14 protein-coding genes are annotated in these 16,444 nt (G+C 38.3%); 7 read left to right on the top strand and 7 right to left on the bottom strand.

Features of this window, described 5'->3' with window-relative positions; translation table 11 throughout:
- Positions 1-28 precede the first annotated feature (28 nt).
- On the bottom strand, positions 29-838 hold the full coding sequence (locus G2999_RS02115) for a sulfotransferase (protein WP_010178245.1): 810 nt from the start codon (positions 836-838) through the stop codon (positions 29-31).
- 284 nt (positions 839-1,122) lie between these two features.
- Between G2999_RS02115 and G2999_RS02110 the strand changes: the two genes are divergently transcribed.
- Entirely contained in the window at positions 1,123-2,121 is a 999-nt protein-coding gene (locus G2999_RS02110) for a fatty acid desaturase (RefSeq protein ID WP_010178244.1), read from the top strand.
- 8 nt (positions 2,122-2,129) lie between these two features.
- Here G2999_RS02110 and G2999_RS02105 read toward each other — a convergent pair whose 3' ends face one another.
- The 3 genes from G2999_RS02105 to G2999_RS02095 form a co-directional block, all read right to left on the bottom strand.
- On the bottom strand, positions 2,130-3,335 hold the full coding sequence (locus G2999_RS02105; RefSeq protein WP_198006074.1) for a sensor histidine kinase: 1,206 nt from the start codon (positions 3,333-3,335) through the stop codon (positions 2,130-2,132).
- A gap of 397 nt (positions 3,336-3,732) precedes the next feature.
- Entirely contained in the window at positions 3,733-5,262 is a 1,530-nt protein-coding gene (locus G2999_RS02100; protein WP_198006073.1) for an ATP-binding protein, read from the bottom strand.
- Positions 5,263-5,470: 208 nt separating this feature from the next.
- On the bottom strand, positions 5,471-6,820 hold the full coding sequence (locus tag G2999_RS02095; protein WP_050751014.1) for an MFS transporter: 1,350 nt from the start codon (positions 6,818-6,820) through the stop codon (positions 5,471-5,473).
- Between the two features lie 148 nt (positions 6,821-6,968).
- Between G2999_RS02095 and G2999_RS02090 the strand changes: the two genes are divergently transcribed.
- The 5 genes from G2999_RS02090 (at position 6,969) to G2999_RS02070 (ending at position 11,062) form a co-directional block, all read left to right on the top strand.
- Complete coding sequence (locus G2999_RS02090; protein WP_010178236.1) at positions 6,969-8,012, top strand: hypothetical protein; 1,044 nt, start codon at positions 6,969-6,971, stop codon at positions 8,010-8,012.
- A gap of 142 nt (positions 8,013-8,154) precedes the next feature.
- Positions 8,155-8,811 (top strand): oxygen-insensitive NAD(P)H-dependent nitroreductase NfsB, encoded by a 657-nt coding sequence (locus G2999_RS02085; protein ID WP_010178234.1) that lies wholly within the window; start codon positions 8,155-8,157, stop codon positions 8,809-8,811.
- 14 nt (positions 8,812-8,825) lie between these two features.
- Complete coding sequence (locus G2999_RS02080; protein WP_010178232.1) at positions 8,826-9,974, top strand: alpha-hydroxy acid oxidase; 1,149 nt, start codon at positions 8,826-8,828, stop codon at positions 9,972-9,974.
- 6 nt (positions 9,975-9,980) lie between these two features.
- Entirely contained in the window at positions 9,981-10,361 is a 381-nt protein-coding gene (locus G2999_RS11620; RefSeq protein ID WP_010178230.1) for a CidA/LrgA family protein, read from the top strand.
- Complete coding sequence (locus G2999_RS02070; protein ID WP_156780186.1) at positions 10,328-11,062, top strand: LrgB family protein; 735 nt, start codon at positions 10,328-10,330, stop codon at positions 11,060-11,062. The genes G2999_RS11620 and G2999_RS02070 overlap by 34 nt, the downstream gene beginning before the upstream one ends.
- Before the next feature lie 34 nt (positions 11,063-11,096).
- On the opposite strand, the gene G2999_RS02065 is transcribed toward G2999_RS02070, so the two are convergent.
- Complete coding sequence (locus tag G2999_RS02065) at positions 11,097-11,393, bottom strand: hypothetical protein (protein WP_010178227.1); 297 nt, start codon at positions 11,391-11,393, stop codon at positions 11,097-11,099.
- A 119-nt stretch (positions 11,394-11,512) separates the two neighbouring features.
- On the opposite strand from G2999_RS02065, the gene G2999_RS02060 reads away from it, so the two are divergent.
- Positions 11,513-12,154, top strand: coding sequence for a response regulator transcription factor (locus tag G2999_RS02060; RefSeq protein ID WP_010178226.1), 642 nt, complete (start codon positions 11,513-11,515; stop codon positions 12,152-12,154).
- A gap of 13 nt (positions 12,155-12,167) precedes the next feature.
- On the opposite strand, the gene dgcN is transcribed toward G2999_RS02060, so the two are convergent.
- Together dgcN and G2999_RS02050 are read right to left on the bottom strand one after the other, a co-directional pair.
- Positions 12,168-13,181, bottom strand: a complete 1,014-nt coding sequence (gene dgcN, locus G2999_RS02055) for an N-acetyltransferase DgcN (protein WP_010178224.1) — start codon at positions 13,179-13,181, stop codon at positions 12,168-12,170.
- Positions 13,182-13,275: 94 nt separating this feature from the next.
- Entirely contained in the window at positions 13,276-16,434 is a 3,159-nt protein-coding gene (locus G2999_RS02050; protein ID WP_010178223.1) for an efflux RND transporter permease subunit, read from the bottom strand.
- Positions 16,435-16,444 lie beyond the last annotated feature (10 nt).

Below are 16,444 nucleotides of genomic sequence, written 5' to 3'. Positions count from 1 at the left end.
ATCTTTACTGAACATTAGCAATGCATAGTTACTTTTGATAAACATGTTTTTTATTGTAAGCAATAATAAAAGGGAAGATAGCACAAGGTACAGCATTTCTTGTATCAGATAGCCAAGATGAATCATATTTTATAGCGGATTGTTTATCTTTTTGATGACGCATAGGATTACCCATTAAGACATGATGTTTAGCATTCGACATCGAAAGATATTCAGGGTCGAATGGTATGTCTAAATAGTCACATAAATCATTGAGTCGGTTATTTTGATTAAAACAAAAATCTTCATATCCCATCTGGAAATATTTGATAGTTGTGTTTTCCAATTTTTTTAGTCTTTTCTTATTTCCAAAATACCATTTTAAAAACTGAAACCATACCTGGCCTTTAATTTTCTTGAGTCCTTTTCTTTTTTGTCGGGCAGCGACTTTACTTTGAGAAAAAGCGAAGGAACGTACATCACGCAAGAGATATATCAGTTTGTAATCGACTTTAATGCGACGATAAATGTCTATATGTTTATCGCCTTTTGAAGTATCTATTAAGATACTGTCATCACCATAATGGGTTGTAAAGTATTGTAGGGCATATTGGTATCGTTCATTGATATCATGTATTTGATGTGTTTGTATGTGACGTAAAACAGGGCCCCAAAAATCACAATGTTCTGTTGATTGACTACAACTACAAGATTCGTTGTTATCCAGCCATTTTGACGGTTCATCTCGTAAAATTTGATAAACTTCGCCTAATGAAATAGCATTTTGAGATGCACTCAAGACCATTGAAAGGACAGTCGATCCTGAATGAGAAAGGCTATTTAGCACAATGACTTTCATAATTTTCCTTTTGTTAATCGAAATTAAATAAGTTATTCCATACTAACATTTATGTGTAATATATTTTGGTCGATATCCTGTCATACATCACAGTTCACTGCAATAAGCCTATTTATCTTTGAGAAGGTAATGACTGACACACATATTCGTAGCGTATGCTTGCCATTACGCTGGAATTGTCATGGAGGGTGGTTGTTGTGATGAAAAAAAAATTAGATATAATGAATCTCGGATTTGAATTATCCGTATATATTGCTAACTAAACATACAGGAAACGCTTCACTATGACTGATTCACACGCTAAGCAAAAAATTAGAGCGATTGTCGGCGCTATTCGCTCAGAAGATGCTAAAATCCGTGCGAGGTTTCCTGTTTTAGCTCATCAAAATACAATTGGATTACTACTAACTGTCATGTCTTTTGTGATGATGGTTGGCTTGGGGTATTTATATTTCCTCGAGATAATTCCCGCTTGGCTTTGTATTATTCTCGCTGCGATGGTGGCTTCCATTTCACATGAACTTGAACATGATTTAATTCATAACCAATATTTTGCTAAAACACCGTTCATCCAAAATGCAATGATGTTAACCGTATGGATAATGCGACCAAATACGATAAATCCATGGTTCCGCCGTAAGATACATTTGCATCACCATATTACGTCAGGAACACAACAAGACCTCGAAGAGCGTTTAGTGGGTAATGGCATTAAAAATCCGTTTTTACGCGCTGTCGTTATCGTTGATGGTTTAATGGGGCTGGTTCTTAACCGTTCAACATTTAATAAAGAAATTAAAGGATTTAGTTTCTCTAAAGTATTTAATGCAGGTTTCCCAATCACAACTGCGTATTTTATTGTGTTGTATACGACGCTTGGCTACCATTTAGTTAATTTGTTTTACCCATTAGCCAGCGTGGTACCAACTTATGTTTTATCAATAATGAGCGTATTGGAGTTCCTAATGGTGGTGGTAGTACTGCCTAATATACTTCGTTCTACGTCATTGAATCTAGTTACATCATCAATGCATTACTATGGTGGGGTAAATAATTTATATGAGCAAACACAAGTGTTAACCAGTAAATGGTTCAGCATATTTCATTTATTCTGTTTCAACTTTGGTAAAACCCACACTATTCATCATTATGTGCCTAATCAACCCTTCTATATTCGACAGTTTATTAGCAACAAAATAAACAAAATAATGAAAGAGCAAGGGGTGCGTTTTAATGACTTTGCTAGCATTAAAAATGCAAATTTATATCAACCAGAAAATTAAGCTTTAAACTATAACGGAGTGTTAATATAAATTGATACTCCGTTAGTCGATGTCATAGAAAACTCCCCATTTATGGCTTCTATTCTACTTTTCATACTACTTAAGCCAAATCCGCGTTTCACATTATCACTGTCAAAGCCATTACCATCATCTTCAATCCAAAGTTGCAAATGTGAATCGTTAAATTGACATTTGACTGTAAAAGTATTCGCTTTAGAGTGTTTAATCGCATTGCTTACAGACTCTTGAATGACTCTAAACAAGGGTAAGGCTATTTCGTCTGCGATCTCAGCATGTTCACCAATTAGTTCAAATTCATATCGTATATTATTTAATGCTAATGCGTCTTTGAATAATTTACTGTTAAGGGTGTTAATTAAACCTAAACGCTCAAGCGTTTCAGGTCTAAGCCAGTTAACAAGTTCATAAACAGATAGATAGATAATATTAGTAAATTTTTTAATAGCATAGTAAGGATTGTTTTCTTTTTGTGAAAAGCTAGCTCGCATTTCAAGCACTGTAATTGACTGTTGAAGTGCATTGATATTTTCACCCATTAATTTTTCTAGCTGCCTGGATAGTTGTTGCCTTTGTTTTTCTTGTGCGGAGATAAGATGGCGATTTAACTCTTTGATTTGTGTGTTTACTTCAATCAAATCTGCATTGCGAGCCGTCATTAACACTTGATTTTTACGATTGACTCGTTTGATTTCATCTAATTCAAATACCATCGCATTAATATATAAACTAAATAAATTGAGAGCTAACAAAAACCAAATTAAGTCATCGTAAGAGATATTAGTGTCGATATTAAAAAAATGCGAATTGCTGATGGCAAACATAATAGTAAAAAAGTTAATGACTATTGTGAATGATGACATTCCCCACCAGCGATATCGATAACAGAACCAAACGACAGGGATGACTAAATAAATACTTAAGTAATGTACTAGTTCACCACCATAAAACAATGTGAGAATAGTTAATATTGTGATCATTATTAGCGAGATATAGCTCTCTATTGTGAGCAATTTCATGCCGTATGCATATTGATTTTGTGACATCAAAATCATCATCAAAATACTAAAGCTAATGATGAAACCAACTAGTTGGCCCATAGAGAAAAATGCCCATTGGTTTGATATAGCAGCAAATATTGGGGGATTCATCACAGTGGCAATATAAACAAGTTGGTAACTCAATGATAACAACACGCCGAATCCCACTACGACATGAATAAATGGGAGGGAAAATGATTCTTTTCCTCGCAATAATTTATGTGTTAAATGCGCTAAAAAAATGATTATGATCAGAGTGAAAATAGATAGGTAGAGTGAATGCAAAAAATTATTGATCACAGGTTGATTGGCAATGAAATGGAACAACAAAAAAGGGAAGGCTATTAAGCGCCAATGAGTCTTGGGATAAAGAATAAAACAAAAATAACCAACGGATACTACACAGGATAATAATGGGATGTGCGTTGGTGTAATTAATAGTGTATCTATCAGCATCGCTAACGATAAAATGATTATTTGGACAAGCAATATGATGTATACAGGATACGCGCCGCTAGATTCTATATTGCGGTTAAGTAATGACGAAGAATACTTAGCGCTCAATAGGGAGTTCAACATACACTCTGGCTCCTTCTTCATTTGATAAAGATAACTTACCGTTTAAAGCTAGCATATTATTATGAATATTAAACAGTCCACCACGTAAAGGTTGGTCGAGTATATTCTGGTTAAAACCAATACCATTATCAAAAAACTCTAACTTAATAATACTGGCATAGAGGTGTAAGTTGATATGGCATTGAGTGGCTTGACTATGCTCAATAACATTGTTGACACATTCTTGCACAATACGAAAAATCGCGATTTTGATCGTGTCGTTTAGCTGATCGACTGAAGTACTGACCTGATGAGAGTATTCAATATTATTTTGGGTCAGCTTAAGTGAGAAAAAGTGACCGGTTAATGTCGCACTTAACCCTAAATCATCTACCATCCGAGGCCTTAACCAATACATTAAATCATAAGCGTTTGAATAAATTTCATCGGTCATTATTTTTAGCTCATGCACTGAATGTTTGTCTTGAACAGTTAATTTTTCATTTTTTTCAAGCATCGTTATGGCGAGTCGCAGAGCAGTAATGTTTTGTCCTACATCATCATGTAACTCTTGTGATACGTTCTTTTTTTCTATTTCTTGAACGGCAATGATTTCTTTTGCCATGCTTTGTAACTGCTGTTTGGTTTGACTTAATTCATGATATTTAAATTTGAGTTGTGTTTGGTGTTTCTGTAGTGATTCATAGATAGTGTTATGGTCTATCTGTAGACCAGCAGTGACTAATCCAATCAAAAAATAACATACAATAAAAGGTTGAAAAGCGACTAATTGTTCAGGTGAAGTGTTATATAGCAACACCAATAACACTAGATTTATCCAAAGTGCACTAACAATACTTGCTACCCATCTATATCGGTAACCAAACCAAATAATCGGTAAAATCAATACTAATTGCAATATATTTTGAGAGGTAACAGAGATAGAAAATAACAATACAATGAGAGTAGTTAGGGCAACAGCTAAACGGATTGTTGACGCTAACATATTCCTTGTAAACTTAAGTGTGGAATGGCGATACCACTGATATAGAAAGTATACGCTGATGGCCATGAGTATGCCCGGATATGCTGCAATATTATGTTGTAAAAACATCCCAAATTTTTCATTAACGGGGATTTTATCGTATACCGATGTATTTGATAAAAAGTGAAAACCGATATTTGTTAGACGAGATAACATGCCAAACAGCACAAGCGTCACAATGGCTTTCAAAGAAAAAATGTCGAGCTTTTGAATCATTTTCTGCGCAATGAATACAACCGGTAGCGTATGAATACTGATAGTTAAGGTTAATAAAAAATGTTTGAGCCAGTCATAATAAATAGATCCTTGATTATACATGGTGAGTCCAGCACCAATCCCTAGAGCGATAAGTGCAGTCGGCCAAAATTTAAACGGCAAGACTAAAAATAAAATAAAATGGAAACCTAAGGGGAAATACCAAATGGCAAAATCAGTAACAACAGAATAGCCAAATGATGCGGTAAAAAAAGAAAACTCCAAAATAGTGATACATATAATGAGTATCAAATGCAATAACATTGGATTTTGAGGAAGTTTTACTGCCTGGTTCAAATTCTATCTCAAATTTCATGGCTTAGATGGTTATATAATGCCATAAATTTCAATATTGTATCTAAGATTATTTCTTACTTAACTCGCGAATTTCGACAGTAATATTCACTTAAATGAATAGGCGCTACAGCTATGTTTAAACCTGTCGCCCGCGCATGATCGATAAAATACAAGCACATACGACAAAGACTAATGACATGGTAAGCGCCACTGATATAGATGACATCAATTCAGGACGGGTTTGTGTGGACATGATTTGATTACCTAAATAAAAGTGAATGATTAAGTTGATAATACTCATACCAACTAGATTACCCACGGTTCTGCCTAAGTTCATTGACGCAGAAGCGACTCCTACTTGAGATGTTGGAATAGCACTCATAATGGCGTTGTTATTGGGTGTTGAAAATAGCCCAAAACCTAATCCAATTAATGCCAGCGCAATACTGACCACGATGGCATCCGTGTTGGGGTCGAGTTGCTGCATGATGATATAGCCCGATAACGCAATCACACACCCTATTGAGGCAACGACTCTAGCCTGGAAACGATCGGATAATTTGCCAGCAAACGGCGCGACAATGGCCATCATAAACGCCTGTAATAGTAATATTTTTCCAGAAAAAGATGGGGTGTAACCTTTAATGTATTGCAGGTACAAACTCAATAGAAATAGTAGGGCAAAATTACTTCCGTACATAAAAAAGGAGGTTGCTAAGGAGACGCTAAATACACGATTTTCTTTAAATAATTGAACACGGATGAGGGGAGATGCAGACTGACTTTGATGCCAGATAAACGTCAGCAGTGATAGCAGCGATAATAGTGATAAAACTATGCCTAATACATCAGGCAGCATAGATAATCCAATCACAAAGCATGTGGAAAATGTACCAAATAATACTGCTCCGGTGTAATCAAACCCAGTTTTGTCTGGGCTAACCCATTCACCTTTTAGGGTGAAGTGAATAAATATGACTAAGACTATGACAATAGGGACTTGAAAATAAAAAACAGCTCGCCAGTCAATGTACTGAGTTAAATAACCACCCACGGCAGGTGCGAGTGTTAATCCTATATAAACACATGATGCTACAATGCCTAATGCACTTCCACGGCGGGTAGAAGGCACCACCGATGTGACTATCGCAATACCGGTGCCAAAAATCATGGCGGCAGAGGCACCTTGAACGAATCGCCAAAATAACACCCAATCAATATGCGTCGCGATAGCACACATGAATGCGGATAATGCGTTGAGTAGTAATCCGGCCATATACATTTTTTTTCGACCATAATTATCAGCAATTTTCCCAACAGGGAGCATGAAAGCCACATTACTTAATAAATAAAGTGTAGGGAGCCAGCCTATTTTAATCGCATCTGCGCCTAAATCATCAGCCATAGCAGGTATAGCTACATTGACAGCTGCCATACCTAACGGAGCAATGAGATAGCCACTACAGACAGCGATAAGAGCTGCCATGGTCGGCGTGATAGACAAAGATTTAGTAATGATAATCACTCAGAATGAAACTAATAAACAATTGTAGCAAATTAAACTGATCTCAAATACTACATGCGTCGTTAAATCGTTATCGTGTTCTAATTTATTGTGTTGAAAGTCGCATATTATGTCTTCATTGTTTGAACGTTCACCTGTGATATTGCCGTTAGCATATGCTGATGCAGAAATACCGATTCAAGGCGCTCCATCTATTCCTGTTAATGATTCACAAGAGTGTATACCGCAGCATTACCTGAGTTACGAACATACCTATAAAAGTGTGTGTGACATTATTAACGATATTAGGTTTGATGAGCGTTTTCCTATATTTGTGAGTCAAGAAAACGATGCCTTGCTTATTCAGGTCGGGATTATTGGGCATGATAATTATAAAACGAATAATCAATTGAATCCGTTACACATTGTTTATGGTAGGAAATGGCGAGTAGAGAAAAATTTACCTAGTGCTGAAGTCATTCAAACCGCATTGTTAGCATTACAAAAAGCCAAAGAGCATGAAATGCGCGAGTTGTTTGGTTTATTTGATCGAGTATCGGGTAAATATAGCACGCCTTTTAATGGTCATCATGATACGCCGTTACTGGTCAATACCCTTGATGCTGTCTCACAGCAAAACTCGTCGGGTCTTACAACAGTGGAACAAGACGAGCTACCATTATTATTAAGTTTATGTCGATTTGATAGTCAGGCGTTACGCCTAAAACAATCTATTCGTGTTGATGAACAACGTTATGTGGCTGATATTCAGTTATATTGCACTTCCAATATACACAGTTCGCAAACAGCACTTTGTCCTGAATTGCACGGGCGTTGCTTTACTATTTTAATTGAATCTAATGATCCTAATGTCATATTAAATCAAATGATGACACAGTTAATTCAATTAGGTCATCAGTATGTGGCTGAACAATTTACTTACCGTGGCTATCGCCGCTTCAGCCAACACACTGATGTCTTTGCGATTGGTGAAATATCGATTGCTACGCGCAATAAAAGCTGGTCGAGTAATGCTGATTTTTCAGTCGCGATAAAGGCGAATAACCAAGCGGTGGATGCCACCCGCGTCCCGATATTATCTCAAACCGTATCATCATCGTTAGGAGAACAGTTTTATGACATTGCTGGTCACAAACCCATTGTGACTAAATAATCATAACGATTTAACCTGTTCCCCTTGTAATGAGTATTTACCAAACAAAACGTTTGCGTCATTCATATTCGATAAATCCCTAGATATAAATGTTTCATCCGATTATCATCAGTCTTATTCAAGCCAGATATAAAAGGTATTTATGAACATATCTAACGCAATGCAAACCCGTTATGCGACCAAAGTATTCGATCAAAACAAAACTATATGTGATGAAGATTTAGTACAATTACTGAATGTTTTGCACTTAGCGCCGTCTAGTGTCAATACGCAACCTTGGCATTTTATTGTCGCGAGTACTGAAGCGGGTAAGGCACGAGTAAACCAAGGTGCAACAGGTACATATGCGTATAATGCGCCTAAGGTGACTGCTTGCTCTCATGTGATTGTCATGTGCAGTAAAATTCACATGGATAATCAGTATTTAGCTGAATTACTCGAGCAAGAAGAGCAAGATGGTCGCTTTACCAGCAACCCTGATTTTAAAGATACTTATCACAAAGTACGTAGTACATTTGTGGACTTACATCGGTTTGAGCTGAAAGACACTCAACATTGGATGGAAAAGCAAGTGTATTTAAATTTAGGTGCGTTATTAACCAGTGCTGCGGCGATGAACATTGATGCGTTACCAATGGAAGGGTTTGATTTTCCCGCGCTCGATCGTGAATTTTCGCTACGCGAACAAAATTTAGCCCCGATTGCTGTAGTTGCGTTAGGGTATCGAAGTACTGAAGACTTCAATGCTAATTTACCGAAATCGCGTTTACCTAAAACGCAGATTTTTACACATATCTAATTTGGAATATTTTAATGACTGATTTTTTTGATCCTCGTTTCCCTGACTCAGCTAGTTTGCGTGCTCAAGCCCAAAAAAGCATGCCAAAATTTGCATTCGAGTATTTAGAAGGGGGGTGTATCGATGAAATTGGTTTACATCGCAATACCAATGAATTGCAACAAGTACGTTTACGCAGCGAATTGTTGTCTCCGTCGGTAGATGTGGATACTTCTGTTGATTTATTTGGCCATCGTTATGCTGCACCATTTGGTATTGCGCCGGTTGGATTACAAGGGCTAATGTGGCCTAATGCGCCAGAAATTTTAGCCAAAGCAGCTGCCAAGATGAATATTCCGTATGTATTAAGTACGGTGTCTTCTTCATCTCTAGAGCGTATTGCTGAAGTGAGCGAAGGGCAAGCATGGTATCAACTATATAACCCGACTGATGCGAATACTCGTGAAGATTTATTAGACCGTCTCAAAGCGTCTGGTTATCAAAATATTATGGTGACTGTGGATGTACCCACCTTCGGTTATCGCGTCAATGACATAAAAAATGGCTTATCCATGCCACCTAAAATGTCATTGACGAATATTATTCAGATGCTAACAAAACCAAGTTGGCTGTTAGCCACTGCACTTGCCGGTAAACCAGAGATGGAGACGTTAAAACCTTATATGCCACCCAACATGCCTGCCGATCAGTTAGCATCGTTTATGAATAATACGGTCATGGGGCCGGTGGATTTTGATGCATTAAAAGTATTGCGTGATAAATGGGATGGTAACTTTATTATCAAAGGGATAGTCAATCCGTCCGATGTGCAAAAAGCTGTTGATATGGGCGCAGATGGTGTGGTGTTATCTAATCATGGCGCAAGGCAGTTGGATTGTGGTGAATCGTCGATTGCAGGACTCCAAGCATTAAATAATCAATATAAAGATCAAATAAAATTACTGTTTGATAGTGGGGTTCGAAGTGGTACTGATGTTGCCGCAGCTATGGCGAGTGGCGCTGATTTTACGTTTTTAGGCCGAACATTTGTGTATGCAGCTGCAGCGTTAGGTAAAAACGGCGGAACACATGCTATTAACATGTTATTACGTCAGTATATACAAGTAATGAGTCAGCTCAAATGTGCACATAGCTCACAGCTTCCTCAATTTCTTGTAAAATAACCATTCGTGCAGCCGACACATTCTCATCCTTCACGTGGAGTAATCTTTTTAGAGCACTGCGCTTCAATCGCTGTATTACTCGGTGTGTTTGAATGTGGCGCACTGTTAAGTCAATGGATCCCGTTACCAGCCACCATTAACGGGGTATTTATTTTATTAGGTTTGTTTGTTGTATTAGGGCAGGTCCCAGGCTTTATTCGACGAACCATTCCACAATATTTATCGCATATGTCTTTATTTTTTGTCCCTGCGATTATGGCAGTATGGCTATTTCAAGATGATGTGATAACGCATTGGTTGTCATTGTTACTAGCATTAGTCGGAACAACCATTTTAAGTATGGTTGTAGTGATGTGGCTCAGTCATCGCTTATTGAAATCATCATGATGCTATTAAATGAAAGCTTGGATGTTATCCGTATAAGTGCAATGTGGATTGTGCTTTTACTGTTATGTTATGGGGTATCTTTGCGGCTTGCCAGATTATTAAAACAGCATATTATCGCCCATCCAATCGTCATTACCACAAGCTTAATGCTCTTCTTATCGCAGTTTATCAATACCGATGTAAATGTGGTAATGGACTATTTGGACCCCGTAGCATATTTACTAGGCCCGTTAACCGTCGGATTAGCGTTACCTGTTTATAATCAGCTAGCGGTACTAAGACAGTTAGGATTTAAAGTATTAATTCCTATTCTCCTTGGCGGTATTCTTGCACCACTATCTTCATATAGTGTGTTGTATGTGCTTGGAGCAGAATATAGTTGGCAAATGACGATGCTCACTAAATCCATCACGACTCCTTTTGCGATGGATACTGCCACTATGTTAGGGGGCATTGCCGGACTGGCTGCGGTATTTGTGATCATTACTGGAATAGTAGGTGTCATGGCGTTACCGATATTAAATCGTGTACTGAGGATCAACGAAGGCAAAGTTAATGGTTTGGTCCTCGGCACTATCGCCCATGGTATCGGTACAGCCAAAGCGGTACAGCTAAGCGAACAAGCTGGCGCTTTTGCTTCACTGGCTTTATGTGTGAATGGCATTACGACAGCTATTACGTTAAGTGTATTGCTAGGCTAATACTATCTTCACCCCGTTCGAGATTGTTATTCGGTTATTTGTTTTTTTGCAGTTGTTTGTTGATATAGTCTTTAGGTTCATAACCTGGAGCATGAACATGCTTGTCATTGGATACCTGTGATTTGGTGTTAACCGCATTATCAATATTTTGTTTACACGCTTCAATGCTGTTACCTAACTTATCTTCTTCACATTGAAACTTTTGATTAGATACTGCTGATTGATATAACAGATGACCTGCATCCTGTATTGTACAGCCAGATAACAACAAAAACACGGATGTACTAAATATAAATAATAAAGGTTGAGTATGCAGTTTGAACGGTTTCATTTTTTGGTCCTATAATAATTGGCATTATGGCCTGTAGTTAGTTATTATTCCACAACAGACATTGATTAGATAGAGACGTAAGTGTTAAGAATATTAATAAAAAATGTGTTGCAACTCAAATGAACACTATCAATATTGTATTAGTCGATGATCATGATTTAGTATTACAAGCCATAGAGTTATTAATTGCATCAGAACCGCAATTAAATGTCATTGGTGCTTTTAATGACGCAGAGTCGGCACTTTCCAGTGGTATAATAAACGATGAAGTGTTAGTCATTACTGATATCTCATTACCAGGTCAAAATGGTCTCGATTTCTTATCTTCTTTGCATGCGTTGGGTTTATCCGTTAAGTCGATCGTGCTAAGCATGTATGAAAGCCCACATTACGTTGAAATGGCTAAGGAACAGGGTGTGAAAGCCTATTTATCAAAACGTGATGCTGGCGAGCTATTGCTCACGGCAATTTCTGAAGTGGCCAAAGGTAATACGTTTTATAGTCCGCAAATTAGTGATACTTTAGGTACACAAACTGAAGAGCTAAGCTTATATCAGGGCCTAACCGATCGTGAAAAAGAAATATTTATATTATTAGCATTAGGTGGTGAAGTGAAAGGTGTGGCGACATCACTTGATATTGCAGTAAAAACGGCGCATGTCCATCGCCGTAATATTTTAAATAAATTTGGCGTAACTTCAGTATTTGAGTTAACTCGATTTGCAATCAAATATGGGTTAATTGATCCCTCACAGTTGTAGTGACTAAGCGTCATTAATCCGAATATAATGTCACAAGTTGATCAACAATTTGTGTGACACCATGTCGAATAGGATCTTGGCATGGAAGTCCTGTTTGTTTGGCTATTTGCAAACACGTCTCTTTAGCTGTTATATCATCGACTGCGCTAGTATTGATACTTATCCCAACGATTTGGCAACCTGGATTCGTTAAACGAGCATGGCGTAAGTTTAATTCAATCGCGTCATGGATATCGGGTAATGCATAACTAGGCATCCCACGCATTTTGTCACGTTGTAGAATATGACATAACACTAATGCGTCGGGTTGAGCACCATGGATAAGCCCTAATGTGACGCCAGCGTATGCTGGTTGAAATAATGAACCTTGTCCTTCAATAATATCCCAATGTGCGTCATCATTGTTAGGAGTCAGAGCCTCCACTGCACCTGAGATGAAATCAGCAACAACACAATCAACTGCGACACCTTCTCCAGCAATTAATATACCGCATTGGCCTGTCGCTCTAAAGGTTGAATTAATTTGGCGCGCCTGTAATGCAGTATGAATGGCGAGTGTGGTATACATTTTTCCAACAGAGCAATCAGTGCCAACCGTTAATAAGCGTTTCCCCGTTCGTTTTTCTCCATTGGCTGTTTTAAAGCGTGTGGTGGGGTGTCTAATATCGATTAAATCAACATTGTGTTGGTTGGCAAGTGTCACTAATTCAGGAATGTCAGTTAACTTATCATGTAAGCCATTAACAATATTTAAGCCTTGTTGAATCGCTATTTTAATTTCAGGAATGTACTTAGCATCAATATGGCCTCCAGCATTGTTAAACCCCAGTACAAAAGTCTTAGCGCCAAGTTCAGCTGCTTTATTTACCGATAATTGAGGTAAACCAGTTGTGACGGTACATTCTGGTAATGATATTTCGCCAATGCATTGATGTTTACGCCAGGTAGCAATACTGTTGGCCATTTTTAAGCCTAAGGTATCGGTTGCGTCACCTAAAAATAAAGCATATGGAGGAGTCAATTTCATCGAAAAATCTCAAAGTGATGTAAGTATTTAAGTGTGTTCTATTATACACAACTTGAGATTTTTCTAGAAAAATAAATCATGTCAGACGGTTTGCTTAGCTCGTCTCGTTCAACACGCGTCCTGATATTTTTTGCTTAAGCCAATGATACGGGGAGGCTAGATCTAACAAAATGATATATAAACAAGGGACTAAGACTAATGTGACAAGGGTCGCATACAATACCGCAAAACCTAATGCTACAGCCATTGGTATCACAAATGATGCTTGTAAACTCGTTTCAAACATAATGGGTAACACGCCAGCAAAAGTAGTGATAGAGGTGAGGGTGATCGCTCTAAAGCGTGCACAACCTGCTTCGAGAACAGCTGTTTTCACAGCATAACCTTGTTTGACCCGTTGGTTAATAAAGTCCGTCATCACCAGAGAGTCATTTATTACCACTCCAGCTGCCGCGATTAACCCAAAGGTAGACATCATTGATAAATCAATCCCCATAAAGAAGTGTCCCCAAATCGCGCCGGTTAAACTAAATGGAATCACTGACATGATGATCAAAGGCTGTCCATAACTCTTAAGAGGCACAGCTAATAAAATAAAGACCATGATCATACCCGCATAGAAAAACATAATTTGTTCGTCTTGTTGCGCTTGTTGTTCTTCAATCGTACCGCCCAGTTGTGTTTTTACATCCGGAAACGCGGCTTTCATTTGTGGTAACAGGTTCTCTTTAATTTGTTCAACGACTGTATCAGGTTCAACGACCTCTTCATCAATCGCGCCCCAGACATAAACCGTGCGATAACCTTCTTCACGACGTATATAAGAAATACCGGGTTCTTCATATAACTCAACGACATCACCGAGCATGACTTCTTGACCCTTAGGGGTTTTGATCATGGTGTACTTTAAGTCGGCAAAGCGTTCACGAGTGAGCTGTGGGTAGCGTACCATGACTTTGACTTCTTCCCCATCACGAATTACCCGTTGAGCTTCACCACCATAAAAACTTAAGCCAACTTGACGGGCGATATTAGAAATATCTAAGCCTAAATCGTCAGCGACAGGTAAGAGCGCCATACGAATTTCTTTACTGTCAGGGTCAATGGTTGAGCTGATATCAAATAACCCATTTTCCTGTTGTAGCAGTGAAATCAAATAACGACCAGCAGCATTAAGCGTATCAATGTCAGAACCGAAGATCATATAACCAAATTCACCCCCTTCATTTCCGCCATTCACATCATCTTGGATCGAGAAAGATTTCATGCCTGCTATTTCAGGAATACGCTCGCGCCAACGACGCGCTAGTTCAAACGTATCATAATGCCGTAATTCTTCATCGACTAGCGGTATCACAATACGTGCTTCTGTCCGGCCACGGTTAAATGCCAAAATATCTCGGATCATGCCTGAACCATGTGCATCAATGGTTTCTTGTTCCACATTTAAAATGACTTTTTCAACTGTTTTTAATGCTTCAATCGTGGCCATATCCGATACAGTTTCACTCATTTCAATACTGATAGAAGGAAAATCATGCGGTACTTTTGGATTAGGGACCATACGGACGTAATTAGCTTGAATTAAACCGATACTGACTAAAAGCATCGCAACAAAGAACATGAAAACCGCCCAGCGATATTCCACACAGCGAGCAACAAAGCGACGGTATTTACCGTTCACAAAACCGAAGAAGGCTTTGTTAAAGCGATCCCGAAATGAGCCTTCTTTGAGTGGTTTAAAATTAATACTCGCAATGTGAGATGGAAGTATTAACTTAGATTCTATTAAAGAAAATACTAAGCATAAGATGACTACCATTGAGATATTAAAGAAAAATGAGCCTTCAAATCCACTAGACTGAGTAAAGGGAGCAAATACCGCGATTGTGGTGAGTACACCAAATGTAGCGGGCGTTGCGACACGCTTTGCCCCGCGAACGACATTGTTCACGCCGCCGCCATATTTTTCCACTTCACTATAGGAGGATTCACCGATAACAATAGCATCATCAACCACAATCCCTAGCACCATAATAAAGGCGAATAAAGAGAGAATATTAATAGTGACACCGAAGACTGGCATTAGCATCATCGCGCCTAAGAAACATACAGGCAAGCCAACCATCACCCATAAAGCGAGTTTAAAACGTAAAAACAGGGTCAACATTAGGGCCACTAAGATGGCGCCTTGGAATAGATTACCTAACATCATGTCTAAACGAGCGTTAAGGTAATAGGTCATATCCACTAAGATTTTTAACTCTAATCCTTGTGGTAGCTGCTTATTTTTTTCCGTAATGTATGCTTTCACAGATTCAGCGACAGGAATGGTGTCTTGTGATTTAGTCGCTTTAACATCCATGAAAATTGCGTTTTTCCCTGAATATTTAAAGTAACGTTCACCTTCGGTAAATCCATCTTTTATATCGGCTACTTCATGGAGTAGCACTCGTCCACCATTTGCACCAATGACGACAGGAATATTACGAAATTCTTCGCCATTATATAATTGGTTCTCGACACGCACAGCAATGATACCGGCATCGGTTCTGAGCTGACCGGCTGAAAAGTTAGCCGAATATCGACGAATAGCGCTGGTAATATCATTAATGGTTAAATTGTATTGTTTTAAAGTTTCCGGTTGAACTTCAATGGCGATTTCATCGCTAGGATCAGATGCATTCGCTAATGATACATTATTGAGTTGGAGTAACTCTGTTTCGATTTGTTTGGCTATGGGTTTGAGTTGTTCAAGTGGTATATCACCGACCAATGACATTTCAATGACATCTTGTTGGAACTCTGCTTGTGTGACTTGTATCGGTTCCATATCGGCAGGGAAGGTACCGATACTGTCAACTCGTTGTTTAACTTTATCTAATACACTAGCAAGATCTTCCCCTTGATGTATGCGCAAACTAATACGTCCACCATTACGGAATGAGCGCGAAACGCTTTCTTTTATCTCGGTAATATCTTTAAGGCTTTCTTCGATTTTGATCAGAATACTTTCTTCAATTTCACGCGGGGCAGCCCCAGGGTAGGAGGCTTGTACATTAATGAAATTAATTTCCACATTAGGAAACATCTGGCGTTGGATAGAATTGTAGCTCACCAAACCCATAATGATGATAAATCCCATCAACAAATTTGATGCGACAGGATTATTTGCAAACCAGGCAATCAGGCCCGTTTCTGTTTTGTTTACATCTACCACGTCGTCGTTGAATTCATTATTATCCACGTTCATGAATCACTCA

The sequence above is a fragment of the Glaciecola sp. HTCC2999 genome, from assembly GCF_000155775.1.
GTDB lineage: Bacteria > Pseudomonadota > Gammaproteobacteria > Enterobacterales > Alteromonadaceae > Opacimonas.
The sequence above is the reverse complement of the archived record's forward strand: the minus strand, read 5'-3'. Positions and strand labels throughout refer to the sequence as shown.

What these genes read in the sequence shown, in the direction of transcription:
- G2999_RS02115 (WP_010178245.1), bottom strand. Translation starts at nt 838, where the DNA reads ATGAAAGTCATTGTGCTAAATAGCCTTTCTCATTCAGGATCGACTGTC.
- G2999_RS02110 (WP_010178244.1), top strand. Translation starts at nt 1,123, where the DNA reads ATGACTGATTCACACGCTAAGCAAAAAATTAGAGCGATTGTCGGCGCT.
- G2999_RS02095 (WP_050751014.1), bottom strand. Translation starts at nt 6,820, where the DNA reads ATGGCAGCTCTTATCGCTGTCTGTAGTGGCTATCTCATTGCTCCGTTA.
- G2999_RS02090 (WP_010178236.1), top strand. Translation starts at nt 6,969, where the DNA reads ATGTCTTCATTGTTTGAACGTTCACCTGTGATATTGCCGTTAGCATAT.
- G2999_RS02085 (WP_010178234.1), top strand. Translation starts at nt 8,155, where the DNA reads ATGAACATATCTAACGCAATGCAAACCCGTTATGCGACCAAAGTATTC.
- G2999_RS02080 (WP_010178232.1), top strand. Translation starts at nt 8,826, where the DNA reads ATGACTGATTTTTTTGATCCTCGTTTCCCTGACTCAGCTAGTTTGCGT.
- G2999_RS02065 (WP_010178227.1), bottom strand. Translation starts at nt 11,393, where the DNA reads ATGAAACCGTTCAAACTGCATACTCAACCTTTATTATTTATATTTAGT.
- G2999_RS02060 (WP_010178226.1), top strand. Translation starts at nt 11,513, where the DNA reads ATGAACACTATCAATATTGTATTAGTCGATGATCATGATTTAGTATTA.
- dgcN (WP_010178224.1), bottom strand. Translation starts at nt 13,181, where the DNA reads ATGAAATTGACTCCTCCATATGCTTTATTTTTAGGTGACGCAACCGAT.
- G2999_RS02050 (WP_010178223.1), bottom strand. Translation starts at nt 16,434, where the DNA reads ATGAACGTGGATAATAATGAATTCAACGACGACGTGGTAGATGTAAAC.